This is a genomic window from Streptomyces sp. NPDC029138 (assembly GCF_055564375.1).
This window is the reverse complement of sequence record NZ_JBVHWM010000027.1, coordinates 60,906-84,922: the sequence shown is the minus strand read 5'-3', so window position 1 is coordinate 84,922 and position 24,017 is coordinate 60,906. Positions and strand designations below refer to the sequence as shown.

Genomic DNA, 24,017 nt, shown 5'->3' with positions numbered 1-24,017 from the left:
GGCACAGGCCGACTGTCAGGGGCACAGGCCTGTGTGTGGGGCGGCGGAGGGCCGGGGTGCAGGCCGGCGAGCGGGGTGGTCGGGCGAGTGTCGGGGTGCAGGCTGGCGGGGGTGCTGGTCGGGGAGGGGCGGCGCGCCGGCTGGCGGGAGCGGTGGAGGAGAGCCGGGGTGCAGGCCGGGGGGTGCTGGTCGGGGAGGGGTGGGCGCGCAAGCTGGCGGGAGCGGTGGGGAGAGGAGTGTCGGGGCGTAAGCGGACGGCCGGAAGCGGCTGCTCCTATCGGTCCCGCTCTCGGGCCCGGTCGCGTTCTTCGGTCCGGTCCCGCTCTCGGGTCAGGCCGAGTTCTTCGGCTCGGTGCCGTTCTTCGGCCCGGCCACGTTCTCCCGTGGCGGTCGGTACCCCGCTCAGCGCCCGGAGATGCGCCGCGCGCGATTCCGCCGTCTGGCCCTGCACCAGCAGGAACAGCCCCTCGCGGGCCAGGCGTTGGGCGCGGTTCGTCAGGGCCATCGCGCGGCCGCCGCCGGCCACCACCGCCGCGGTGGTGGCCGCACGCAGCACGTCGTACGCCTCCGCGCGCACGGCCAGCCGCTCGGCGACCCAGTCGTCCCACCCGGTCGGCTGTGCTCCAGCCTGTTGGTCGGTTCCGGTCGGCGGTGCCCAGGGCTGGTGGTCGGGTTCGGTCGGTCGTGCCCCGCCCGGGTGGTCGGGTGCCGTCGGCCCTTCCGCCGCTCGGTGCTTCGGTGTGACTGCCGGTGCCCCCCCGCCGGTGGTCGGCTCCGGGTGCCCATGTCCCGCCTGGGTGGTCACCTCCGGCTGCCGGTTCCCCGCCCCGGTGGTCGGCTCCGGCCGTCCGCTCCCCACCCCGGCCCCCACGCCCGCTCACCTCTTCACTGCCCCTCACGTCCCGCACTGCCCGGCCGTCCCCAGCGCCCTCTCCCCGCGCCCCCAGGCCTTCCCGGGCCCCCGCCGTCAGCCCATACCCGGCCCCTTCTCCCCGCACCGCCAGGCCTTCCCCGGCCCCTTCTCCCCGCACCGTCAGCCCTTCCCCAGCCCCCTCGCCCCCCGCTGCCCCCAGGCCCCCTCCCCAGGCCTCAGGCACCGGTGCGTCGGTCAATGCGTAGGCCCGTTGGCGGACGTCCGTCAGGTGGGAGCGGAGTGGGGTCGCCGTGTCGTCGTCCAGGAGGGACAGGGCGGCCTCCGCCACGCCGAAGACCGCCGGGCTGGTGGTCAGGGTCTTGACCCGGTCGCCGGCGGCCCACGTGTCGTACGGCGTGTGCAGAGCAACCGCGTCCGAGGGCAGCCACAGGCCGTCCAGTTCCAGCGACACCGTGCGCGTGGCGGTGAGGGCCGCCAGCCGCATCGGCGGCGAGGCCCGCAGCCCCGGCTGTTCGCGTGCCTCGGTGAAGGCGAACAGCACCTCGTCGGAGTCGGTCACCCCGGCCAGCAGCATGACGTCGTTCAGGCCCCACCCGGTGTACCAGGGGACGGTTCCGTCGAACCGCCAGCCGGTGCCCTCCCGGCGGACCCGTACCGGGCGGCGCGGATACGACCGCAGGTGCGCGTACGCCACCCCGGACAGCAGTTCCCCACGGGCCAGCGGGCCCAACAGCCGCTCGCGGACCGGGAGTTCGCTGCGCGCCAGCGTCTGCACGGGGGTGTGGTGCTGGGTCTGCACGAACCAGGTCGCGCAGCACGCCCCGGCCAGGATCTCCGCGATCTCCCGCTGCACCGCCGACGGCGCCCCCGCGCCGCCGTACTCCGCCGGTGCGGCCACCCCGAGCAGCCCCGACCGCTTCACCGCCTCGATATGGCTCGCGGGCACCCACTCCTGGTCGACCCGCTCGGCCTCGGGGACCAGCAGGTCCGTGGCGAGCCGGCGGGCGCGGACGACGAGCGGATGCGAGGTGAGGTCCATACGGGAGATTCTTCCGTTCTTTCCCACCCTCTGGCCGCCCGGCCGTCCCACCCGCTGGCCCCCCGGCCGTCCCGCCTGCCGCCTGCCGCCTGCCGCCCACCGGGCTTCCCGTCTTCCGGAACCGGTGGTCCGGAGATTTTTTTCCGCGACCGTGGCGCGCGGTGTCGATCCGGGGCCCGGTCGTTCGTGTAGGAGGTGACACAGAGCCCGCCCCGGGCCCGACGCCTTGGAGGACGTCATGAAGCACTACCTGCTCAGCGTGGTCCAGCCGGCCGGCGGCACCCCGCCCGGTCCCGAAGCCCTCGCCGAGATCATGCGCAACGTCGAGGCCTTCAACGACGAACTGCGCGCCGCCGGCGCCTGGGTCTTCGCCGGCGGTCTGCACGGCCCGGAGACCGCGACCATGCTCCGCCCGAAGGACGGTGACGTGCTCGTCACCGACGGCCCGTACGCCGAGGGCAAGGAGTACCTGGGCGGCCTGTGCCTCATCCGGGCCGCCGACCTGGACGAGGCCCTGGAGTGGGGTCGTAAGGCCGCCCTCGCGACCACCCTGCCCATCGAGGTACGGCCCTTCGTGGACCAGCACTGACGGCGGAGCGGCACCGATGGCCGAGACCCCCGACATCGAGGCCGTCTTCCGCGCCGAGTACGGGCGCGCGGTCGCCGTCCTCGTCCGCTTCCTCGGCGACATCGGCCTCGCCGAGGAGGCGGTCCAGGACGCCTTCGCCACGGCTGTGACCCGGTGGCCGGCGACCGGGGTGCCGCCGAGCCCGGCCGGCTGGATCATCACGACCGCCCGCAACCGGGCCGTCGACCGGCTGCGCCGGGAATCCTCCCGGGACGCCCGGCACGCCGAGGCCGCCCGGCTGCACGCCCCCGACGCACCGCCCGAGGAGGGCCCCGTGCGCGACGACCGGCTCCGGCTGATCTTCACCTGCTGTCACCCCGCGCTCGCCCCGCAGTCCCGGGTCGCGCTCACCCTGCGCCTGCTCGGCGGTCTGAGCACCGCGCAGATCGCCCGCGCCTTCCTGGTGCCCGAGGCCACCCTGGCCCAGCGACTGGTGCGGGCGAAGGCCAAGATCCGGGACGCGGGCGTCCCGTACCGCGTGCCCCGGGACGCCGACCTGCCCGGCCGGCTCTCCGCCGTCCTCGCCGTCGTCTACCTGATCTTCAACGAGGGCTACACCGGCGATCCCGCGCTGTGCGCCGAGGCGCTGCGCCTCGGCCGGCTGCTCACCGAGCTGATGCCGGACGAACCCGAGGTCACCGGTCTGCTGGCGCTGATGCTGCTCGTGGAGGCCCGGCGGCCGGCCCGGCAGGACGCGGACGGCGTCCTCGTCCCGCTGCCCGAGCAGGACCGCGCCCGCTGGGACCGGGCGCTGATCGCCGAGGGCCAGGAACTGGTCCGCCGCTGCCTGCGCCGTAACCGGCCGGGGCCGTACCAGATCCAGGCCGCCGTCAACGCGGTGCACAGTGACGCGCCCACCGCCGCCGCCACCGACTGGCGCCAGATCCTCGCCCTGTACGACCAGTTGATGGCCGTGGCGCCGTCCCCGGTCGTCGCCCTGAACCGGGCCGTCGCGGTCGCGGAGACCGAGGGGCCGGCGACGGCCCTGGAGCTGGTCGACGCGCTCGGCCTCGGCCGGTATCACGTGCTGCACGCCGTCCGCGCCGACCTGCTGCGCCGACTGGGCCGCACCGCCGAGGCGGCAGCGGAGTACTGCCACGCCGCCGAACTGGCTCCGAGCGAGGCCGAACGGGCGTACCTGGAGCGCCGAAGGCGGGAGACGGGACGGTGGGAGACGGGTCGTACGGCGACGTGACCCTCCTCACCCCCACGCGACTCGGAATTAACTTGAGAACATGAAAGGTTGGCCTTTACATCTGACTGACCGGAATCCGAGGCCCGGCCCGAAGCGGCCGGCGCACCCCAGCGAGGCACCCGTGAACGACTCCCTCCCCGAGCAGCCCGCCGACGTCGTGGCGCGGCTGCGCGCCACCTTCGGCACCGGCCGCACCAAGCCGGTCGAGTGGCGCACCGGCCAGCTGCGTCGGCTGCGCGCGATGCTCACGGAACGCGGCGCCGACCTCGCCGCCGCCCTCCACGCCGACCTCGGCAAGAGCAGCACCGAGGCCTATCGCACCGAGATCGACTTCACGGTCCGGGAGATCGACCACACCCTGGAGCACCTGGCGGACTGGCTGCGCCCCGAGCCCGCGCCCGTGCCGGCGCACCTGGGCGCCGACGCCACGGCCTGGACGCAGTACGACCCGCTGGGTGTCGTCCTCGTCGTCGCCCCCTGGAACTACCCGGCGCAGTTGCTGCTCGCCCCCATGGTCGGCGCGCTGGCCTCCGGCAACGCGGTCGTCGCCAAGCCGAGCGAGCTGGCCCCCGCCACCTCCGCCGCCCTGGCCGAGCTGATCCCGGCCTACCTGGACACCGACGCGGTCGCCGTCGTCGAGGGCGGCGTCCCGGAGACCACCGCCCTGCTGGCCGAGCGCTTCGACCACATCTTCTACACCGGGAACGGCGCCGTCGGCCGCGTCGTCATGCGGGCCGCCGCCGAGCACCTCACCCCGGTCACCCTCGAACTGGGCGGCAAGTCACCGGTGTTCGTGGACCGCGGCACCGACCTGGACACGGTCGCGGACCGGCTCGCCCGCGGCAAGTTCCTCAACGCGGGCCAGACCTGTGTGGCCCCGGACTACGTCCTGACCGACCCGGAGACCGCGGTCGGCCTGGAGGCCGCGCTGGTCCGCGCGATCCAGGGCCTGTTCGGCGCCGACCCGCAGCCCTGCGCGGAGTACGGCCGGATCGTCAACGAGCGCCATTTCGACCGGCTGTCCGCCCTGCTCGACTCGGGCCGTGTCGCCGTCGGCGGCGTCGGCGACCGGGCGACGAAGTACATCGCGCCCACCGTCCTCGCGGACGTCGACCCGAAGTCGCCCGTCATGCGAGAGGAGATCTTCGGTCCCATCCTGCCGATCGTCACCGTGCCCGGCCTGGACGAGGCGATCGACTTCATCAACGACCGCGACAAGCCGCTCGCCCTGTACGTCTTCAGCGAGTCGGACGAGACCCGTGAGCGCATCGCCGCCGAGACCTCCTCGGGCGGACTCGGCCACGGCCTGCCCCTCGCTCATCTCACCGTCTCCGACCTGCCGTTCGGCGGGGTGGGGGAGAGCGGCATGGGCAACTACCACGGCCGCTACTCCGTCGAGACGTTCAGCCACCGCAAGGCGGTCCTGGTCAAGCCGCTGAGCTGACGCCCTCCGTGGGTCCGGGCGCGGCCGCCTGCGCGGCCGGGCCCGACATCTGTGCCCAACTTCCCCGCGCCCCACCGCTGTTCACCGAAGCAACCGGTCGGCGATTGACTGGTCTACACCCTTGACTGGTACAGACCAACGCGGTTGAGTAGGCCCAACCCCCCACCACGGCCGCCCCCACCTCCGTGGGTGCGGCCGTGCCGCGCAAAGGAGTTGGTCCATGTTGAGGCACCGCATCGCCGCGCTCCTGACCTCGCTCGCCCTGGGCACCTCCGCCCTGGTGCTCCAGGCGGCTCCCACGGCCTCCGCCGCCGGCTTCGTGGTCAGCGAGGCGCAGTTCAACCAGATGTTCCCGAACCGGAATTCCTTCTACACCTACAGCGGTCTGACCGCCGCCCTCAGCGCCTACCCGGCCTTCGCGAACACCGGCAGCGACACCGTGAAGAAGCAGGAGGCCGCCGCCTTCCTCGCGAACGTCAGCCACGAGACCGGCGGTCTGGTGTATGTGGTCGAGCAGAACACCGCCAACTATCCGCACTACTGCGACTGGAGCCAGCCGTACGGCTGTCCGGCGGGCCAGGCCGCCTACTACGGGCGCGGCCCCATCCAGCTCTCCTGGAACTTCAACTACAAGGCCGCCGGTGACGCGCTCGGCATCGACCTGCTCAACAACCCCTCGCTGGTGCAGAACAACGCCTCCGTGGCCTGGAAGACCGGCCTGTGGTACTGGAACACGCAGACCGGGCCCGGCACGATGACCCCGCACAACGCCATGGTGAACGGTGCCGGCTTCGGGCAGACCATACGCAGCATCAACGGCTCCCTGGAGTGCGACGGCAAGAACCCCGCCCAGGTGCAGAGCCGGGTCTCCGCCTACCAGCGCTTCGCCCAGGTCCTCGGGGTCTCACCGGGCGCCAACCTGTACTGCTGACGACCGGCCGGGGGCGTGTGCGAGACTCCGCCGATGACAGCAGAAACGATCACCGCGGACGCCTCCGGCACCTGGAGACTCGGCGACCTGCCCGTCCACCGCATCGGCTTCGGCGCGATGCGGCTGACGGGCAGCGCCGCCTTCCACCTCGGCACCCCGAGCGACCGGGATCGGTCCCTCGCGGTCCTGCGCACGGCGGTCGAGCTGGGTGTGAACCACATCGACACGGCGGCCTTCTACTTCTCGTCGCTGCGTTCCGCCAACGAACTCATCAACACCGCGCTGTCCCCGTACCCCGACGACCTGGTCATCGCCACCAAGGTCGGCCCCTACCGCGACTACCACGGCGAGTGGGGCACCTCCGCCCGGCCCGACCAGCTGCGCGGGCACGTCGAGGAGAACCTGCGCCAGCTCGGGCGGGACCATCTGGACATCGTCTATCTCCGCCGGATGCGCCAGGACTCCATCGCCGAACACTTCGGTGCCCTGGCCGAACTGCGCGAGGCCGGTCTGATCCGGCACCTCGGGATCTCCGCCGTAGAACCCCGGCATCTCGCCGAGGCCCTGGCCATCGCGCCGGTGGTGTCCGTGCAGAACCGGTACGCCGTGGACCGGCCCGATCCCGTGGACGACGAGGTGCTGCGGCTGTGCGGCGAGCAAGGCATCGCCTTCGTCCCCTTCTACGCCGTGGCCGGAGCGACCGGAGAGAGCGGTGCGACGACCGCTCACGACGACGCGGTGCTCTCCGTCGCCCGGGCCCACGGCGCGAGCCCCGCGCAGGTGCGCATCGCCTGGACACTGCACCAGGGCCCGCACGTCCTCGCCATTCCCGGCACCGGCGACCCCGGCCACCTGGTGGAGAACGTCGCGGCCGGCGCGCTGCGGCTGAGCGAGGAGGAGGTCGCGCGGCTCGACGAGGGCCGAGCGCAGGCGGGGTGACCGGCGGTCGGCGTCACGGAGCACCTGAGGAAGGCGTCGCGCAGAAACGACGGAACAGGTGTACGCCGGACCGTCCGGGGCCCTTGTGCGGGTCCCGGCGGGTCCTGTCCGTGAACGGGTCGGCGGTGCGGGCGGGTCCGCCTCGGCCTCGGTGCCGTCCGCGAGCCGTACGGTGACCGGACGACCGCGCCGAGGAAGGCGGTGGGGCGCCGCCTCGGGCCTGCCGGACACCGGCGCATGATCATGCCGGCGGGCGGTGGGGGCGGCGTCAGGCTGACTACGATGGCGTAGACGCCCTGCCGGGACCGCACACGAAGACGGTGAAGAACCTCCCCATGACCGACGCCAAGGACGAACGCCGGCCGGCCGGTGAGCTCGAAGCGAGCGTCCTGGCCGCGCTCTGGGCCGCCGGCGCACCCCAGACCCCCGGCCAGGTCCAGCTGAGCCTGGGTGCGGACCTCGCCCGTACGACGGTGACGACGATCCTCACCCGCCTGCACGACAAGGGCGTCGTCCACCGGCGGCGCCAGGGCCGCGGGTACGCCTACTTCCCCGCCCAGGACGTCCAGGACGCCCACGGCCTCACCGCCCGCCGGATGCACAGCGAGCTGGACCGGGACAGCGACCGCGAGACGGTCCTCGCCCGCTTCGTCGCCCAGCTCAGCCCGGACGACGAACGCATCCTGCGGGACCTGCTCGAATCCGACGGCCGATGACCGCCCTGCTCCTGCTGCTCCTGCCGCTGCTGCTGCCGTGCGCGCTGCCGCCCCTGGCCCGCCGGGCCCTGGACCGGCTGACCCCCGTCGCCGCGCTCTGGTCGGTCACCGGTTGCGCGGTGCTCCTCGCCGGCTGCTCGGCGCTGGCGCTCGGCACGTTCGTCCTGACCGGGCTGCTCAAGCTGCCGGTCTTCGCCACGCTCGGCGAACTGGTCCATCCGCTGCGGACCGCCTCCGACGCCTTCGTCGTCCCGGCCGCCCTCGCCTCGGCCGGCGCGCTCGCCGTGTGCGGGTGGAGTCTCGTCCGCTCGGGCCTGGGCCAGGCCCGTGCCTTCCGGGCGGCCCGTGCGGAGGCCGCGGGCGCAGCCGCCGCCGGTGACCTGCGCGTGGTCGACTCGACGCGCCCCGACGCCTACGCCCTGCCGGGCCGCCCGCACCGGGTCGTCGTCACCACGGCCATGCTGCGCAGCCTGGACGGTCCCGAGCGGGAGGCGTTGCTCGCGCACGAGCGGGCGCACAACGCGGGCCGCCACCACTACGCCCTCGCCGCCGCCGAACTCGCGGCGCACTGCCACCCCGCGCTGCGTCCGGTCCGCGTGACGATCCGGCTGGCCGCCGAGCGCGCCGCCGACGAGGCCGCCGCCTCCTCGGTCGGTGACCGGCGCCTCGTCGCCCGCGCCATCGCCCGGGCCGCCCTCGCCGGGCAGGCCGCCCGCTCCGCGCGCCCCGGCTTCGCGCCCGGCGCGACCACGGGCCCCGTCCCGCGGCGCGTCCAGGCCCTGCTGACCACCCCACGCGCACCCCGCCCCCGCCCCGCCCGCGCGATCTCCGCGCTCCTCGTAGCCTGCACCGCCCTGTCCTGCGTGGCCTCGGCCACCGGAACGGCCGACGTCCACCACCGCGTGGAGATCGCCCAGGGCGACGAAACCCCCTGACACGAAGCTTCCCCGCTCCGCGTGGCGATGTGGAAGCACGGAGAGCAGGCAGAAGACGCCCCCGGGCGCCACCAGGCGACCACCGCCCGTCCGCCCCACAGGGGACCGCCGACCCGCCCACGAGAAAAACGCCCAGCAACGCGCGCGCACCCCGTCACCGACGCCCGCACGAAACGGCCTGGCGACCGGCGGTGACACCGCCTGGCGACGTGGGCGGGAAATCGCTCGACGACGTACGGGAATCCCGCCCGGCGACGCGCGCCGGGAACCGTCCGGCGGCACGCGTGCCGAACGGTTCGCCGAGGCGCATCACAAATCGCCCGGTGACGCACGTGAAAGCGCTCGGGCCGCCCGCGCCGAAACCGCCCACGGCGCGCGTGCGAACCCGCCAGGCCCGCCCGCTGGACGCAGTACGACGACGCGCCTGCGAACCCGCCCCGACGACGCCCGTGCGAACCCGCCCGACGACCTCCGTCCCAACCTGCCCGGGCACGCCCGTGCGCCCCCGACCCGGCGCCCCGGAACACCCAGCCGGCGACCCCGCCATCCTCGCCGGGCGCCCCCGCCAACCCGCTCGGCGATCCCAGCCACCCTCGCCCGGCGACCCCAGCCAACTCCGCCCGGCGACACCCGCCATCCTCGCCGGGCGCCCCGCCAACCCCACCCCGCAACGCGCGTAGAACCGGACTGGCGCCCCGGAAGTTTTACGTATAACCTCACCGGCTAACCACCCCCACCGGAAGGTCGCCATGCGTCGCGTCGCCCTGGTCGCCCTCGTCGTGCTGGACTACGACGAGGCCATCCGCTTCTACACCGAAGCTCTCGGGTTCCGTCTCGTCGAGGACGCCCCGCGTCCCGACGGCTCGCGCTGGGTCGTCGTGGAGCCCGGGGGTGACGGCCCCGGCCTGCTGCTGGCCCGGGCGAAGGACGAGGAGCAGCGGGCCCGCGTCGGCGACCAGACCGGCGGGCGCGTCGGCTTCTTCCTGCACACCGACGACTTCGCCCGCGACCACGCCCGGATGGCCGCCGCCGGCGTGACCTTCCTGGAGGAGCCGCGCCACGAGCCGTACGGCACGGTCGCCGTCTTCCAGGACCTGTACGGCAACCGCTGGGATCTGCTCCAGCCCGCCGGCCACTGACCCACACCGCACCACCTGCCCGAAGACCCGAGGAAACGACACGCCCATGACCGCGTCCCGCATCGACACCGAGACCCTCCGCCGGCTCCCCAAGGCCGTCCTGCACGACCACCTCGACGGCGGCCTGCGCCCCGCCACCGTCGTCGAGCTCGCGGCCGCGGTCGGCCACACCCTGCCCACCACCGACCCCGACGAGCTGGCCGCCTGGTACTTCGAGGCCGCCAACTCCGGCGACCTGGTCCGCTACATAGCCACCTTCGAGCACACCCTCGCCGTCATGCAGACCCGCGAGGGCCTGCTGCGCACGGCCGAGGAGTACGTCCTCGACCTCGCCGCCGACGGCGTCGTCTACGCCGAGGTCCGCTACGCCCCCGAACTGAACACGAGCGGCGGGCTCACGACGAGCGAGGTCGTGGAGACCGTGCAGGAAGGTCTCGCCGCCGGTATGGCCAAGGCCGCCGCCGCCGGTACACCCGTCCGTGTCGGCACCCTGCTGTGCGGCATGCGCATGTTCGACCGCGTTCGCGAGGCCGCCGACCTGGCCGTCGCCTACCGCGACGCGGGCGTCGTCGGCTTCGACATCGCCGGCGCCGAGGACGGCTTCCCGCCCGCCGACCACCTCGACGCCTTCGAGCACCTGCGCCGCGAGAGCGTGCCCTTCACCATCCACGCCGGCGAGGCGCACGGCCTGCCCAGCATCCACCAGGCCGTCCAGGTCTGCGGCGCCCAGCGCATCGGCCACGGCGTCCGCATCACCGAGGACATCGTGGACGGCAAGCTCGGCCGCCTCGCCTCCTGGGTGCGCGACCGCCGCATCGCCCTGGAGATGTGCCCCACCTCCAACCTCCAGACGGGCTGCGCGACCTCGATCGCCGAGCACCCGATCACCGTCCTGAAGGACCTGGGCTTCCGGGTCACCCTGAACACCGACAACCGTCTGGTGTCCGGTACGACGATGACCCGGGAGATGTCCCTGCTGGTGGAGCAGGCGGGCTGGACCGTGGAGGACCTGCGCACGGTCACGGTGAACGCCCTCAAGAGCGCGTTCGCCCCGTTCGACGAGCGCAAGGCCCTCATCGAGGACGTCGTCCTGCCGGGTTACGCGGCCGCGCTCTGAACCAGCCCCCTGAGGTAGGCGGCCTGTCCGATGTGCTGAAGGTCGTCGGACAGGACGCTCACCAGGCGGACCCCCAGCGACACCGGGGGGTCCCAGCGCTCGTCCACGACGCGTTCCAGATCCTTGGCGGCCAGCCCGCGCAGGCAGCCGAGGGTCTGTTCGTGGACGGCGTCGTAGTACCCGGTCAGCAGGTCCGCCGACGCCACCCGCACCTTCGCGACCTTGGCGGGGGTGTGCGCGTAACCGGTGTCGTGCCGGGGCAGGTCGAGGCCGAAACGCTTCTCCCAGCCCTGCGCGAGCCACACCTGGTCCAGGTCGAAGGCGTCGGCGAGGTGGTCGTCCTGCACCCGCGTGAGATGCCAGACCAGCCAGGCGATGGAGTTGGCGTCGGCGGCCGGGCGGTGGTGCAGTTCGTCCGGGCCGAGGCCGTCGAGGGCGGCATGGACTTCTTCCTGGATGCGGCCGTAGCCGTCGATGAGGATGTCCTTTGCATGCATACCGTCCACCATCGCAAATCGCCGCCGCTCATGCGCCCGGAACCAGGGTTCCGTAGAGGCGGAGCCGTGCTGTCCACCGGCCGCAGGCCTCCGGGAGATGACGCCTCGTCGGCTGTCGTGAGCGACTCCCGACCGTCGTCGCCGTGGTTGACGGGCGGGAATCCGCGGCGGCCGGCCGCCGATCAGGACGGCCGCACGCCGTCCTGGGGCGCGGCCAGGCCCCCTGTTTCGAGCAGCGTGACCAGCGCTCGCGCGGCCGGGCTCGTGGCCCGTTCCGGCGGCAGCAGGGCGACCGTCTCGTACGCGGTCTCGCCCGCGCCCTTCAGCGGGAGCGCCGCGAGCGTCGGCCGCTTGTGCCGGAAGTGCCGGGGTACGACGGCGATCCCCAGGTTCTCGTCCACCAGGTCCAGCAGGCTGTGCACGTCGTTGACCTCCAGCGCGACGGTGCGCCGGACGCCGGCCGTGTCGAACGCGGCGTCGGTGCTGCGGCGCGGACCCCAGTCGGGGTGGAAGTCGACGAAGACCTCCGTGGCGAGGTCCGCCGGGCCGAGCACGGCAGGGGCGGAGGCCAGACGGTGGCTCGGGTGGCACAGCACCGTCATCGGCTCGCTGGTCAGCGCCACCGAGCGCAGCTGGTCGGTGTCGGCCTGGGTGCGGTAGGCGAAGGCCAGGTCGAGCCGCCCGGCCGCGACCTCCTCGGCCAGCGCGCCCGAGCCGGCCTGCCGCAGCCGGATCTCGACGTCCGGGTGCCGGCGCCGGAAGGCCGCCAGCAGCCGGGCCACGTGCACCCCGGCGATGCACTGCTCGGTGCCGACGGCCAGAGTGCCCCGCAGCACGCCCTGCACCGCCGCCACCGCCTCGTGCGCGGAGCGCACCTGCGCCAGGATCCGCTCGGCCTCCACCAGCAGCGCGCGCCCCGCCTCGGTGAGCGTCACCCTGCGGGTGGTCCGCACGAACAGTGGCGCCCGCAGCTCCCGTTCCAGCGCCCGGATGGACGCCGACAGGCCCGACTGGGACACCATCAGGCGTTCGGCGGCCCGGGTGAAGTGCTGGTCCTCGGCGACCGCGACGAAGTGCTGGAGATGGCGCAGTTCCATGATTGAGAAGCCTAGCCGCTGAATTCCATCGGATTCTTCTGTTGGACCGCTGTCCGCCGCTCGGGGAAGAGTGGCACCGGTAGATCGTGTGCCAACCCCTCTGGAGTCGCGTTGTACACCGCACACCCCGACCGCTACGCCGACATGCCCTACCGGCGCACCGGACGCAGCGGCCTGAAGCTTCCCGCCCTGTCGCTCGGCCTGTGGCACAACTTCGGGCCCGACCGGCCCGTCGAGACCCAGCGGGCCATCCTCCGCCGCGCCTTCGACCTCGGCGTGACGCACTTCGACCTCGCGAACAACTACGGCCCGCCGCCCGGCGCCGCCGAGTCGGCCTTCGGCGAGGCGATGAAGGCGGACTTCGCCGGATACCGCGACGAGCTGGTGATCTCCACCAAGGCCGGCTATCTGATGTGGCCCGGCCCGTACGGCGAGTGGGGCTCGCGCAAGTACCTGCTGTCCTCGCTCGACCAGAGCCTCACGCGGATGGGCCTGGACTACGTCGACATCTTCTACTCGCACCGCTTCGACCCGGACACTCCCCTGGAGGAGACGATGGGTGCCCTGCACACGGCGGTGCAGCAGGGCAAGGCCCTCTACGTCGGTGTCTCGAACTACTCCGCCGAGCAGACCCGCGAGGCCGCCCGCATCCTCGGCGAGCTGGGCACGCCACTCCTCATCCACCAGCCGCGCTACTCGATGCTCGACCGGCGCCCCGAGGACGAGGGCCTGCTCGACGCCCTGGACGAGCTCCAGGTCGGCTCCATCGTGTACTCCCCGCTGGAGCAGGGTCTGCTCACCGGCCGCTACCTCGACGGCATCCCCGAGGACTCCCGGGCCGCGAGCGACAGCCCGTTCCTGAACTCGGACGCGGTCACCGAGGACCTGGTCGCCCGGCTGCGCGCGCTGGACGAGATCGCCAAGTCCCGCGGCCAGACCCTGGCCCAGCTCGCCCTCGCCTGGGTGCTGCGCGGCGGCCGGGTGACGTCCGCCCTGGTCGGCGCGAGCAGCGCGCGGCAGATCGAGGACAGCGTCGCGGCCATCGGCAACCTCGACTTCGACGCCGACGAACTGGCGCGGATCGACGCGATCGTCCGGCCGTAACACCGCAGCACCGCAGCACCGACGGTTCGGGGGAGCGGCCGCGACGACCGTGGCCGCTCCCTCAGCCGTACCCTCACTCCGTCGCCCTCCCCGAAGGCGACGGCGCCGGTGTTGGTCAGGCGCCCGCAGGTACCCGGTCGAGGAATCCCAGCACCTGCCGGATGCGGCCCTCGTCGTCCAGCGTGACCACGTCGAACCCGGCCACCGGCGCCGAGCCGTCCTGCTCGTTCACCAGCTCCCAGCCGAAGCGCGCGGTGTCGTGGTGGCCGTCGACCGCGCCGAGCGGGCGGAACACGAAGCCGGGGAACTGCTCGTGGGCCGCCGCGATCACGGCCGCGATCTGCTCGTGCCCGTGGACCTCCACGAGCGGGTCGGTGTAGCCGCCGTCCTCCGTCCAGGCGGCGGCGACGGCCTTCGCGATGTCCTCCGGCCGGGTGGCGTTCCAGGCCTCGAAGTAACGAGCGGCGGCGTTCTCGTGACGGTCGGTGTGCACGGCCATGGCGAAGCATCCTCCATCGAGGTCGTTTCTGCTGGTCAGGTCCCGGATCCGGGGTTCGCCGATCCGGTGTGACCACCATGCGGGAGGAGCGGGGGCCGGGTCGATTACCTCCGGGGTCATGGCCTGGGGCCGTAGGCCGCCTCATTTCGGCCAGAACCGGCGCTGAATATGCCAAGAGACTGGCCGGAAAGCCATGGTGACAGTGGTTCAGTAGTGAACATACTCGACTGTGAGGACTTCACTTCCAGCGAGGTTCCGATCACGCACCGCACACGGCCGCACCGCAGATGAGCCGCACCGAAAGCGAGGCCAGCCGGCAGGCGAACGACGCGACGGGGGAGTGCGCATGCACGACGAGTTCCTGTGCCATGTCACCGCGTACGGCACCTGCGGCGGACAGCGCATCGGAGTGCCCCTGGGCACCTATCGGGCGCCCACCCTGGCCCTGGCCCTGTGGTGGCTGCGCGACCGCGCCAACTGGATCGCCGACCGCCTCGACCCGCGACCCGAGGCCGGGCACTTCCCGCCGGGCGCGCTCGTCCCGGTCGCGGACACCGTGCCCGACGTGCCCGCCGTCCTGCGCTCCTGGTGCGGCGACCCGGCCCAGCAGGAGCTGGTCGCCGACGAGCTGGCCGCGGGGAGGCTGGTGCGCATCGCGACCGGCGACGACACCACCGAGTACGAGCTGCTCGCCGAGTCCGTCGACGCCCTGCGCATGCAGCGGACCATCCCGGCCCTGGTCGTACCCGTCGCCTGACCGGCCGCCCCACTCCGCCTCGCCCGTCGCGCGGGGCGCGCAGGTGAGCGAATCGATGGAATTCGGGCGTGCGTGCGCTGGTTGCGCCGTCCGCGCGGGGGAAGCGGGCAGGCGATGAGCGCTCCCGGATTCCGGCCCCCGCAGGTCGTCCCGCCGCGCGGCATGCCCGCCTGGGAGGCCCCGGACGGTCGACGGCCGCCTCCTCGTCGCCGTCCCCCAGGACCCGCCCACCGCCGCGAGACCGACGGCACCGCCGATCCGCGGCCTCTGACCTCTGCCGGGCCGTACCGAGCAGGCGCCGGCCGAGTACCGGGCCGCCCGCCCGCCCGGCCGGCAGCTGGAGCGGACCGGCCGGCAGCCGGAGTGGACCGGTCAGCAGCCGGAGCAGGCCGGTGAGCAGCCTCAGGTGCCGGGCTCGGCCGGGTCGTGAACCGTCGCCCCGGTCCCTGCCGGCCTGCCGTGACCGGCGTACGCCGTGACCCTCGCCACTGTGCGCGGTCGGCGAACGGATCCGGTGGACTGGTGGGCCAGGCTCGGGGTACGAGGACTGGTGCAACAGCGACCGGCCGGACCGGGTTTTCCGAGAGAGACAGCATGACCGAGCACCTGGGCGGGGCAGTGATACCGACTGGTTTCGACGTACCCGTGGAGCCGCTGCGGCGCGCGGCGCACTACACCGGCGAAGCCGGATGCATCGCCGAGGCACGCGCCTTCGCGGCCCAGTTCCTCCAACAGCTGCGCACCGAATGGTGCGCGACCGCCGACGGCCGGGCCGACGGCGAGCTGCTTCTGATGGTGAGCGAACTGGTCACCAACGCCGACCGGCACAGCAACGGCCCCTACATCCTGGAGCTGGAGGGCACGGACACCTCGGTCGCGGTGTCCGTGTACGACAGCAGCACGGCCCTGCCCCGCCGCTACCCGAAGGACCCCGAGCGCGTCGGAAGGCACGGGCTGGAGATCGTGAACGCCCTGGCCTCGGAGGTCACCGTCGAGCGGGTGCCCGTGGGCAAGCGGGTGCGGGCCGTCTTCCCGCTCAGCCGGAACGGGGACGGCCCGCCACAGACCGACTGACCCGCCACGGACCGACTGAGACGTCAGGCGCAGCCGAGTTCGCCGAGCATCCCCTGCCGCAGCCGGGCGATGATCCGCTTGATCAGCCGGGAGACGTGCATCTGGGAGCACCCCAGCCGCTCCCCGATCTCCGCCTGGGTGGCCTCCTCCACGAACCGCAGGTGGATGATCTGTCGGTCACGGTCGCTCAGCTCCGCCATCAGCGGGGCGAGCGCGTGGAAGTCCTCGACGAGCCGCAGCCCCTCCTCCTCCACACCGATGAAGTCGGCCAGCACCGCCTCGCCGTCCTCGGGGCCGTCACCGGTGAGCGCGGCGTCCAGGGAGGCGGAGTTGTAGCCGTTGGAGGCGAGCTGGGCCTCGATCACCTCGTCCTCGGAGATGTTCATCAGCGTGGCCAGCTCGGCGACGGTCGGGTCCCGGTCCAACCGGCTGGACAGCTCCTCACGCGCCTTGGCCAGCTCCACCCGCAGCTCCTGGAGCCGGCGCGGCACATGGACGGCCCAGGTGGTGTCCCGGAAGAACCGCTTGATCTCGCCGACGATGTACGGCAGGGCGAAGGAGGTGAACTCGACCTCGCGCGCCAGTTCGAACCGGTCGATGGCCTTGATCAGGCCGATCATGCCGGTCTGGACGATGTCCTCCATGTCGTCGCCACGGCCCCGGAACCGTCCGGCCGCGAACCGCACCAGCGACATGTTCATCTCGATGAGCGTGTTGCGCGCGTACTGGTATTCGTGCGTCCCCTCCTCCAGCTCGGTCAGCCGGCGGAAGAACTGGCGGGACAGCTCCCGTGCGTCCCGTGGGGCGACGGACGCGGGGTCCGCGATGCCAGGCAGTGATCCCTCGCCCGTCCTGTCCTGCTCGGTCTGCTCGACGACCTCTGCTTCCGACCGGATCCCGGCGGCGGTGTTCATTACCTCTCCCACGAAAGTCACGGTTCGACGTCTCCCCGTACGGCAGGCTGTCGGCCCCGAATACAGGTCGCGTGCCCTGCGGATACCCGTTCTGCGGCGGGCCATGCGTCCCGCGGAGCCGCTCACGGCGCGAGTACCCCCGGTGACGGCCCGCATGCATCCGCCGCGCCGCAGTGGCGGGAAACGGCCGGTCCGGCCCGGGTTTCCCTGACGGCGGAACGCCGCGCCCTTGTCCGGAACGGCACCGCTCCTAGGCTGACGGGATGAGTAACCCGCTGAGCGAGGAAGCCCGAGTGATCCCCCTGCGACCGGCGCCCGCCCGCCCGGACACGCCGGACGGCGAGCCCGCGCCAAGGGAGCCCCTGTGGCGGGATCTGGTCGGCGAGGTGCTGCGCCGGGAGCGGCGGGCGCAGGAGCGCACGCTGAAAGAGGTGGCCGACGCGGCCCGGATCTCGCTGCCCTATCTGTCGGAGGTCGAGCGGGGCCGCAAGGAGGCCTCGTCCGAGGTGCTGGCCGCCGCGGCCCACGCGCTCGGCCTGGGCCTCGGGGACCTGCTGTCGCTGGCGCACGGCGAGCTGACCCGCCGCACGGCCGAGCGACACCGGCCCACCGCCGCACCGCACCGGCCGTACCAGGGACTGTGCCTGGCCGCCTGACCAACTGCCCGCCCGACCGGCTGCCCGCCTGACCGGGCGCCCGGATGGTCCGCCCACCCCGCTGCCCGCGGTCACCTCTCCTCCAGCTGCCGGAAGAACGCCCGGACGTCGCCGACCAGCAGGTTCGGCTGCTCCATGGCCGCGAAGTGGCCGCCCTGGTCGAACTCCCTCCAGCGAGCGCGGTCGGGACCGTCGACGGCTCGGCCGGGCGGGCGGTACGGCCGGTGGCGTAGGCCGCTCGTAGTAGATCCGGGCGGAGGAGGCGGCCGTGCCGGCCCGCGCCGGGCGGTTCGGCGGGCCGGCGGGTGCGGTCGAGGCGGTCGTACATGTCGTCGAGGTCGCTCTGCGGGACGGAGAGGCGGAGGGCCGGATGCCCTCGTCCGGTGCAGAGGTCGTGATCCGGATGCTGGGCGGGACGCCCCTCGCCCGTTCGGATGACGAGGCGGGCGGACCGATGAGTTTCGCCTCGGGGAGCGGTCGACATACATGACGGCGTTCCACGCCCGGTTCCACACCCACGTTCACGCCCCGGGAGGCGCTCATGACCACCGACGGATTCACCACGTGTCTCTGGTTCGACGGCCAGGCGGAGGAGGCCGCGCACCACTACGTGTCCGTCTTCAAGGACGCCGGCATCGGGCGCGTCGTCCGCTGGCCCGAGGGCGGGCCCGGTCCGGCCGGCTCGGTGCTGACGGCGGAGTTCACGGCCAACGGCCAGAAGTTCGTCGCGCTCAACGGCGGCCCCGAGTTCACCTTCAACGAGGCGATCTCCTTCCAGATCCTCTGCTCCGACCAGGAGGAGATCGACCACTACTGGACGAAGCTCACCGAGAACGGCGGCGAGGGCGGCCCCTGCGGCTGGCTCAAGGACAAGTACGGCGTCTCCTGGCAGGTCGTCTACGCCCCGCTGCTCGACATGGTCGCCGACCCCGACCCGGAGAAGGCCGCGCGCGCCACGAAGGCCATGATGGGCATGGGCAAGCTGGACGCCGCCGCGCTGGAGAAGGCGTACGCGGGCGAGTAGCGGGATGTCCGGCCGGCCTTTTTCACCGTCGCCCGGCCTCGGCGAGGATCTCGGCGATCACATGCCGGGAGTTCTCCGCCAGGGCCGGGTTGGTGTGCCAGTAGTACGGAAGCTGGATCAGCGAGATCGACAGGGCCCAGCCGCGCCCGCGTGCCCACTGGGCCTCGTCGGCACCGACGGCCTTGCGGAAGGTGTCCCGGGCGGACGCGGGCAGCAGGTTCCAGGCCACGATCAGGTCCACGGCCGGGTCGCCGACGCCGGCACAGCCGAAGTCGATGACCGCGCTCAGCCGGTCCCCGTCGACCAGTACGTTCCCCGGGGAGAGGTCCCCGTGCGCCCAGGCCGGGGGACCGCAGTGGGCCGGCGCCCGCAGCGCCTCCTCCCACAGGGCCGTCACGGCCGCCGTGTCGATCCGGTCGGTGAGACCGGTGAGCCGTGCCAGCGCGGCCCGGGTCGGCTCGTCACGGGTGGCGAGCGGCACGCCCCGGGAGGCGGGCGGCCCGTCGTGCGGGTCGATCCGGCGCAGCGCCGCCACGAACGCCCCGAGCCGCTCGGCGAGGCGCTCCGGCTCCGCGACGGCACCGGCGACCGGGTTCCGCCCGTCCAGCCAGCGGTACACCGACCAGGGCCAGGGGAAGTCCTCGCCGGGCGCGCCGAGCCCGGCCGGCTCCGGGGTGGCCACCGGCAGCAGCGGGTTGAGGCGGGGCAGCCAGCGCTGCTCGTGCGTCACGTCGGCGACGGCACCGGGATGCCGGGGCAGCCGCACCACCAGGCCGGTGCCCAGCCGGAACATGGCGTTCTCCGTGCCGGAGGAGTCCAGGCGCCGTACGGGCAGCGCCGCCCACTCGGGGAACTGCCGGGCGATCAGCCGGCCGACCAGCGGCGGGTCGATGCCGACCTCGCCCTCACGCATCTTGACCGTGTTCATCGGACTCATCACAGCGGGGCGAGGGCCTCGCTGTCGACCGGTTTCCTGGTCCGGCTCGGCGCGCGACCCGGACCCCGGATGGCTAGCGTGAACAAACGGGACACACCACACCAGGAGGGCCGCCAACATGGCCGTGCAACCCGAAGGAACGCCCTGTTGGGCCGATGCGATGTTCAGCGATGTCGAGGGAGCCAAGCGGTTCTACGGCGACGTCCTCGGCTGGACCTTCGGCGAGTCGTCGTCGGAGTACGGCAACTACACCCAGGCCTACGTGGACGGCAAGGCCGTGGCGGCGGTCGTCCCGCCCATGCCCGGCCAGGAGGGCCAGTCGCAGTGGTGCCTGTACTTCGCCTCGCCGGACGCCGCGGCCACCGCGGAGAAGATCCGGGAGAACGGCGGCGAGGTGCTGATGGAGCCGATGCGGGTCGGTGATTTCGGCACGATGTGCCTGGCCCGGGAGCCCAGCGGAGCCGTGTTCGGCGTGTGGCAGGCGGGCAACCACGAGGGCTTCGAGGCGACGGCCACGCCCGGCGCCTACTGCTGGGCCGAGGTCTTCACCAGGGAGCCGGAGCAGGCGGACTCCTTCCTCTCCGCTGTCTTCCCGTACCGGATGAAGGAGATCGAGGACGACGCGGTGGACTTCCGGATGTTCGACGTCGGGGAGGACACCGTCCTCGGCCGGATGCGGATGACTGACGACTTCCCGCCCGAGGTGCCGTCGTACATCAACGTCTACTTCTCCGTCGACGACTGCGACGCGGCCGTCGACCGGGCCGTCAAGCTCGGCGGCATCCTCCGCTTCGGACCGATGAGCAGCCCCTTCGGCCGGTTCGCGGCGCTCAGCGACCCGCAGGGTGCGAACTTCTCGGTGATCGACATCACGACCACCGAGGGAGAGATGCCGAAGATCAAGGAGGTCTGACCGGTCCCGGAACAGCGCTCCGCGCGGCCATGGCATGATCGGGCACATGCGTGAACGTGTGGTGGCCGCGTGCGACGGGGCTTCGAAGGGAAACCCCGGACCGGCCGGATGGGCGTGGGTGGTCTCGGACGACGACGAGCGGACTCCCGCCCGCTGGGCGGCGGGTCCGCTCGGCCGGGCCACCAACAACGTCGCCGAACTGACGGCCCTGGAACGGCTGCTCTCGGCCGTCGACCCGGACGTGCCGCTGGAGATCCGGATGGACTCCCAGTACGCGATGAAGGCCGTCACCACCTGGCTGCCCGGCTGGAAACGCAACGGCTGGAAGACCGCCGCGGGCAAGCCCGTCGCCAACCAGGACCTGGTGGTCCGCATCGACGAACTGCTCGGCGGCCGGTCCGTCGAGTTCCGCTATGTCCCCGCCCACCAGGTCGACGGCGACCCGCTGAACGACTTCGCCGACCGCGCCGCCAGCCAGGCGGCCTCCGTCCAGGAAGCGGCGGGCAGCGCGCTCGGCTCGCCGTCGCCCCCGCCGTCGCCCGACACCCCGGCGGCCGGCGCACCGCGCAAGAAGGCACCCCGCCGCACCGGTGGCGCCGCGTCCTCGCGCACCGGTGGGACCGCCTCCGCCCGCACCATCAAGGCGAAGTTCCCCGGCCGCTGCCTGTGCGGCCGGTCCTACGCGGCCGGCGAGAAGATCGCCAAGAACGCGCAGGGCTGGGGCCACCCGGAGTGCCGTACCGCCGAGGCCTGATCAGGCGTCGAACGTGTAGTAGCGGGTGTGGTCCAGCAGGTCCGCCGGGCGCACGGTGTTCCACGGCTTCATGGTGTCGTTCAGGTCCACCACGTCCGGCGTGCCGACCGTCGGCGCGTAGCCGGCGCCCGGATGCCGCCGCTGCCACTCCGACCACAGCTTGTCGACATAGGCGTGGTGCAGCCAGAACACCGGATCGTTCGGGGACACGCCGGTGGCCATCTGCCCGCCGACCCACACGTGCACCCGGTTGTGCAGGTTGACCCCGCGCCAGCCCTCCAGGTGGTTGCGGAATCCGTCCGAGGCGCTGTTGTACGGCGCCATGTCGTACGTCGCGATCGACAGCACCGACTCCACCTCGGCGCGTGTCGGCAGCTCACGCACGCTCGTGCCGAGCGAGCGGCGCAGGAACGTACGGCCGTCGACGCGCACGTTGACCGGCCAGTTGCCGGTGGACGCGGCGAACGGGCCGTCCATCACCCGGCCGTCGGTGCTGCGCCCGGTGCCGCCGAGGAAGTCCGGCGCCCACAGCGGGGCCCGCACCGTGCGGTCGGTGCTCCAGTCCCAGTAGGGCAGCGCGACCGAGGAGTCCACGGACTGGAGCGCCTGCTCGAAGTCGAGCAGGAATCTGCGGTGCCAGGGCAGGAAGGAGGGGGAGCGGTGGCCGGTCCGCTCGCCGCTGTCGGTGTCCGCCATGATGAACTCGTTGTGCGTGCGGACGAAGTCGTCGTAGCGCCCGCTGCGCTTGAGTTCGAGGACGGCGGCGACGAACCGGCGCTTCTCGTCGGCGGTCAGGGTGGCCTGGTTCTTGCGTACGGTCATGGTGCGCGGTGCTCCGGAAGTCCTTGCGGGGGCGGTCAGTTGGCGGGGAACGGCAGCAGCGGCGCGCCTTGCAGCTCGTCCACCGCGGCACGCGCGGCGGCGCGCGGGGTGGCCACCGGGTCGTAGTGGCTGACGACGCTGATCCAGCTGCCGTCGGCGTTCCGCATCACGTGCAGCCGCACGCCGTCGACGAACACCGCGTAGCCGCCGCCGTGTTCGTGGTGGTGTCCGCCGTCGCTCGCCGGACGGCCCTGTATCCGGCGGCCCTTGTAGACCTCGTCGAAGGAATCGGGAGTGGCGGGCGCGTGGTGGCCGGCGGCCGTCGCGGTGGGCGCGGCGAGGGTGGCGGCCGAGGCCGTCGCGGCGACGGCGGTTGCCGCGGTGAGCGCGCGCCGCCGGGTGATGTCGGGCATGCGGGTCCTCCTGAGGAGTGGTCCGGTGGTGACGACGCATGCCTATCGGGATGTCAGGGAGTGGAAGAAATCAGTCGGAACCGGTTGGCTGTGATCCGGACAATCGGCTCTATGCGGTACAGAATTGAACCAAGATGATCTTGCTGTGACGGTGGCCCGATCCGCCCCGGAACGGGGAATTCCTTGCCGGGCCGGCCGGCTTTCCGGTGATCCCTTCCGGCTGCCGCCCGTCCGAGTGGTGCGGCTCACCGCGCCAGACTGGCGCGATCGGGCGGGCCCCCCGTCCTGCTACCCTCCGGTGCCGTTCGACCACGTCCGGTGACTGGCAGGGGTGTGCGTGTGAAGGTCGTCTGTGTCGGAGGCGGGCCCGCCGGCCTGTACCTCGCCATCCTGCTCAAGCGGCAGGACCCCTCCCATGACATCACCGTCCACGAACGCAACCCGGAGGGCTCCACCTACGGCTGGGGCGTGACGTACTGGCGCGGCCTCCTCGACAGGCTGCGGGCTCACGACCCGGCATCGGCGCGGGCGATCGAGAAGCACTCGGTCCGCTGGAGCGACGGCGTCGCCCACGTACGGGACCTGACGACCCGGAACCACGGCGACGAGGGCTTCGGCATCGGCCGGCACCGCCTGCTCGACCTGCTCGCCGCCCGGGCCCGCGCCCTCGGCGTCCGCCTGGAGTACGAGAGCGAACTCACCGAACCGCCCGCCGACGCGGACCTCGTCGTCGCGGCCGACGGCGTGCACAGCGCCCTGCGCACCCGCCGGGCCGGTCACTTCGGCACCCGGGTCACCTCCGGCCGCAACCCCTACATCTGGCTCGGCACCAGCAAGGTCTTCGACGCCTTCACCTTCGCCTTCACCGAGACCGACCACGGCTGGATCTGGGCGTACGGCTACGGCTACAGCGGCGACCACAGCACCTGTGTCGTCGAGTGCTCCCCGGAGACCTTCACCGGCCTCGGCCTGGACCGGGCCGACGTGGGCGAGGGCCTCGCCCTGCTGGAGAAACTCTTCGCCGGCATCCTCGACGGCCACCCCCTGACCGCCCGCTCCGGCGCCTCCTGGCTGACCTTCCGCACGCTCACCAACCAGACCTGGCACGACGGCAACCTGGTCCTGCTCGGCGACGCGGCCCACACCACCCACTACTCCATCGGCGCCGGCACCACCCTCGCCCTGGAGGACGCCCTGTGCCTCGCCGGCGCCCTGAGCGAACACGCCGCCCTGTCCGACGCCCTCGCCGCCTACGAGCGCCAGCGCCAGGCGGAGCTGCTGTCCGTGCAGAGCGCGGCCCGCTACAGCGCCCAGTGGTACGAGAACCTGCCCCGCTACATCCACCTGCCCCCGCACCGGATGTTCGCCCTGCTCGGCCAGCGCCACTCGCCCCTGCTGCCGTACGTCCCGCCCCAGCTGTACTACGGCCTGGACAAGGCGGCCGGACAGCTGGAGGCGCTGCGCCGGCTCAAGCGCTGGCTCGGCCCCCGCGCCGCCCGCGCCCTGCACGCCCGCTCCACGGCCCGCCGGGGCTAGGGCCTCTCGTTTGGATCATGCCGGGTTCGGGGGCCCTGACACCGCTCCCTGATCCGGCCTGAT

Annotated in this window: 24 protein-coding genes and 3 pseudogenes; 17 read left to right on the top strand and 10 right to left on the bottom strand. The window is 72.9% G+C overall.

Annotated features, from left to right (window positions below; genetic code table 11):
- Positions 1 to 400: 400 nt before the first annotated feature.
- Together ACZ4WH_RS21845 and ACZ4WH_RS21840 are read right to left on the bottom strand one after the other, a co-directional pair.
- A pseudogene (locus tag ACZ4WH_RS21845) lies at positions 401 to 595 on the bottom strand (acyl-CoA dehydrogenase); the annotation flags it as partial.
- Positions 596 to 1,091: 496 nt separating this feature from the next.
- A pseudogene (locus ACZ4WH_RS21840) lies at positions 1,092 to 1,913 on the bottom strand (acyl-CoA dehydrogenase family protein); the annotation flags it as partial.
- Positions 1,914 to 2,151: 238 nt separating this feature from the next.
- On the opposite strand from ACZ4WH_RS21840, the gene ACZ4WH_RS21835 reads away from it, so the two are divergent.
- From ACZ4WH_RS21835 to ACZ4WH_RS21795, 9 genes are all read left to right on the top strand, one after another.
- Positions 2,152 to 2,502: a YciI family protein gene (locus ACZ4WH_RS21835; protein ID WP_468182841.1), complete on the top strand. Its 351-nt coding sequence runs from the start codon at positions 2,152 to 2,154 to the stop codon at positions 2,500 to 2,502.
- Positions 2,503 to 2,518: 16 nt separating this feature from the next.
- The gene (locus ACZ4WH_RS21830; protein ID WP_468182839.1) at positions 2,519 to 3,736 is read left to right on the top strand and encodes an RNA polymerase sigma factor; all 1,218 of its coding nucleotides are present in this window, start codon (positions 2,519 to 2,521) and stop codon (positions 3,734 to 3,736) included.
- 121 nt (positions 3,737 to 3,857) lie between these two features.
- Positions 3,858 to 5,180, top strand: a complete 1,323-nt coding sequence (locus ACZ4WH_RS21825) for an aldehyde dehydrogenase family protein (RefSeq protein ID WP_468182837.1) — start codon at positions 3,858 to 3,860, stop codon at positions 5,178 to 5,180.
- 220 nt (positions 5,181 to 5,400) lie between these two features.
- Entirely contained in the window at positions 5,401 to 6,111 is a 711-nt protein-coding gene (locus ACZ4WH_RS21820) for a chitinase (RefSeq protein ID WP_468182835.1), read from the top strand.
- 33 nt (positions 6,112 to 6,144) lie between these two features.
- Entirely contained in the window at positions 6,145 to 7,050 is a 906-nt protein-coding gene (locus tag ACZ4WH_RS21815) for an aldo/keto reductase (protein ID WP_468182833.1), read from the top strand.
- Positions 7,051 to 7,385: 335 nt separating this feature from the next.
- Positions 7,386 to 7,766 carry a BlaI/MecI/CopY family transcriptional regulator gene (locus ACZ4WH_RS21810; RefSeq protein WP_132790437.1) on the top strand — a complete coding sequence of 127 codons (381 nt, stop codon included), beginning with the start codon at positions 7,386 to 7,388 and terminating at the stop codon, positions 7,764 to 7,766.
- The gene (locus tag ACZ4WH_RS21805) at positions 7,763 to 8,701 is read left to right on the top strand and encodes a M48 family metalloprotease (protein WP_468182830.1); all 939 of its coding nucleotides are present in this window, start codon (positions 7,763 to 7,765) and stop codon (positions 8,699 to 8,701) included. Before ACZ4WH_RS21810 ends, ACZ4WH_RS21805 begins: the two co-directional genes overlap by 4 nt.
- A 749-nt stretch (positions 8,702 to 9,450) precedes the next feature.
- A complete protein-coding gene (locus tag ACZ4WH_RS21800; RefSeq protein WP_468182828.1) occupies positions 9,451 to 9,840 on the top strand; it encodes a VOC family protein in 390 nt (129 codons plus the stop codon).
- Between the two features lie 46 nt (positions 9,841 to 9,886).
- Positions 9,887 to 10,957 carry an adenosine deaminase gene (locus ACZ4WH_RS21795; protein WP_468182827.1) on the top strand — a complete coding sequence of 357 codons (1,071 nt, stop codon included), beginning with the start codon at positions 9,887 to 9,889 and terminating at the stop codon, positions 10,955 to 10,957.
- Here ACZ4WH_RS21795 and ACZ4WH_RS21790 read toward each other — a convergent pair.
- Entirely contained in the window at positions 10,939 to 11,454 is a 516-nt protein-coding gene (locus ACZ4WH_RS21790) for a mycothiol transferase (RefSeq protein ID WP_468182825.1), read from the bottom strand. The genes ACZ4WH_RS21795 and ACZ4WH_RS21790 overlap by 19 nt on opposite strands.
- 182 nt (positions 11,455 to 11,636) lie before the next feature.
- Positions 11,637 to 12,551: a LysR family transcriptional regulator gene (locus ACZ4WH_RS21785; RefSeq protein ID WP_468182824.1), complete on the bottom strand. Its 915-nt coding sequence runs from the start codon at positions 12,549 to 12,551 to the stop codon at positions 11,637 to 11,639.
- A gap of 111 nt (positions 12,552 to 12,662) precedes the next feature.
- Here ACZ4WH_RS21785 and mgrA point away from each other — a divergent pair, with 111 nt between their 5' ends.
- A complete protein-coding gene (mgrA, locus tag ACZ4WH_RS21780) occupies positions 12,663 to 13,655 on the top strand; it encodes an L-glyceraldehyde 3-phosphate reductase (RefSeq protein WP_468182822.1) in 993 nt (330 codons plus the stop codon).
- 115 nt (positions 13,656 to 13,770) lie between these two features.
- Here mgrA and ACZ4WH_RS21775 read toward each other — a convergent pair whose 3' ends face one another.
- Positions 13,771 to 14,154, bottom strand: coding sequence for a nuclear transport factor 2 family protein (locus tag ACZ4WH_RS21775; RefSeq protein ID WP_468182820.1), 384 nt, complete (start codon positions 14,152 to 14,154; stop codon positions 13,771 to 13,773).
- 346 nt (positions 14,155 to 14,500) lie between these two features.
- Between ACZ4WH_RS21775 and ACZ4WH_RS21770 the strand changes: the two genes are divergently transcribed.
- Positions 14,501 to 14,911 (top strand): hypothetical protein, encoded by a 411-nt coding sequence (locus tag ACZ4WH_RS21770; RefSeq protein WP_468182818.1) that lies wholly within the window; start codon positions 14,501 to 14,503, stop codon positions 14,909 to 14,911.
- 594 nt (positions 14,912 to 15,505) lie between these two features.
- Positions 15,506 to 15,985: an ATP-binding protein gene (locus tag ACZ4WH_RS21765; protein ID WP_468182816.1), complete on the top strand. Its 480-nt coding sequence runs from the start codon at positions 15,506 to 15,508 to the stop codon at positions 15,983 to 15,985.
- A 23-nt stretch (positions 15,986 to 16,008) separates the two neighbouring features.
- Here the strand turns inward: ACZ4WH_RS21765 and ACZ4WH_RS21760 are convergent, their stop codons facing one another.
- Positions 16,009 to 16,899 (bottom strand): RNA polymerase sigma factor SigF, encoded by an 891-nt coding sequence (locus ACZ4WH_RS21760; RefSeq protein WP_468182875.1) that lies wholly within the window; start codon positions 16,897 to 16,899, stop codon positions 16,009 to 16,011.
- 263 nt (positions 16,900 to 17,162) lie between these two features.
- Between ACZ4WH_RS21760 and ACZ4WH_RS21755 the strand changes: the two genes are divergently transcribed.
- On the top strand, positions 17,163 to 17,555 hold the full coding sequence (locus tag ACZ4WH_RS21755; RefSeq protein ID WP_468182814.1) for a helix-turn-helix domain-containing protein: 393 nt from the start codon (positions 17,163 to 17,165) through the stop codon (positions 17,553 to 17,555).
- A gap of 71 nt (positions 17,556 to 17,626) precedes the next feature.
- Here the strand turns inward: ACZ4WH_RS21755 and ACZ4WH_RS21750 are convergent.
- Positions 17,627 to 17,828, bottom strand: a pseudogene (locus ACZ4WH_RS21750) (epoxide hydrolase); the annotation flags it as partial.
- Between the two features lie 268 nt (positions 17,829 to 18,096).
- On the opposite strand from ACZ4WH_RS21750, the gene ACZ4WH_RS21745 reads away from it, so the two are divergent.
- Entirely contained in the window at positions 18,097 to 18,579 is a 483-nt protein-coding gene (locus ACZ4WH_RS21745) for a VOC family protein (RefSeq protein ID WP_468182812.1), read from the top strand.
- Between the two features lie 22 nt (positions 18,580 to 18,601).
- Here ACZ4WH_RS21745 and ACZ4WH_RS21740 read toward each other — a convergent pair whose 3' ends face one another.
- A complete protein-coding gene (locus ACZ4WH_RS21740; RefSeq protein ID WP_468182810.1) occupies positions 18,602 to 19,507 on the bottom strand; it encodes an aminoglycoside phosphotransferase family protein in 906 nt (301 codons plus the stop codon).
- Positions 19,508 to 19,634: 127 nt separating this feature from the next.
- Here ACZ4WH_RS21740 and ACZ4WH_RS21735 point away from each other — a divergent pair, with 127 nt between their 5' ends.
- Positions 19,635 to 20,429, top strand: coding sequence for a VOC family protein (locus tag ACZ4WH_RS21735; protein WP_468182808.1), 795 nt, complete (start codon positions 19,635 to 19,637; stop codon positions 20,427 to 20,429).
- A gap of 34 nt (positions 20,430 to 20,463) precedes the next feature.
- Positions 20,464 to 21,183 carry a ribonuclease H family protein gene (locus ACZ4WH_RS21730; RefSeq protein ID WP_468182806.1) on the top strand — a complete coding sequence of 240 codons (720 nt, stop codon included), beginning with the start codon at positions 20,464 to 20,466 and terminating at the stop codon, positions 21,181 to 21,183.
- On the opposite strand, the gene melC2 is transcribed toward ACZ4WH_RS21730, so the two are convergent.
- Both melC2 and melC1 read right to left on the bottom strand, forming a co-directional pair.
- Positions 21,184 to 22,005 (bottom strand): tyrosinase MelC2, encoded by an 822-nt coding sequence (gene melC2 / locus ACZ4WH_RS21725; RefSeq protein WP_468182804.1) that lies wholly within the window; start codon positions 22,003 to 22,005, stop codon positions 21,184 to 21,186.
- Positions 22,006 to 22,040: 35 nt separating this feature from the next.
- Positions 22,041 to 22,418: an apotyrosinase chaperone MelC1 gene (melC1, locus tag ACZ4WH_RS21720; protein WP_468182802.1), complete on the bottom strand. Its 378-nt coding sequence runs from the start codon at positions 22,416 to 22,418 to the stop codon at positions 22,041 to 22,043.
- A gap of 333 nt (positions 22,419 to 22,751) precedes the next feature.
- Between melC1 and ACZ4WH_RS21715 the strand changes: the two genes are divergently transcribed.
- Positions 22,752 to 23,954 carry an FAD-dependent monooxygenase gene (locus ACZ4WH_RS21715; protein WP_468182800.1) on the top strand — a complete coding sequence of 401 codons (1,203 nt, stop codon included), beginning with the start codon at positions 22,752 to 22,754 and terminating at the stop codon, positions 23,952 to 23,954.
- Positions 23,955 to 24,017: the final 63 nt, after the last annotated feature.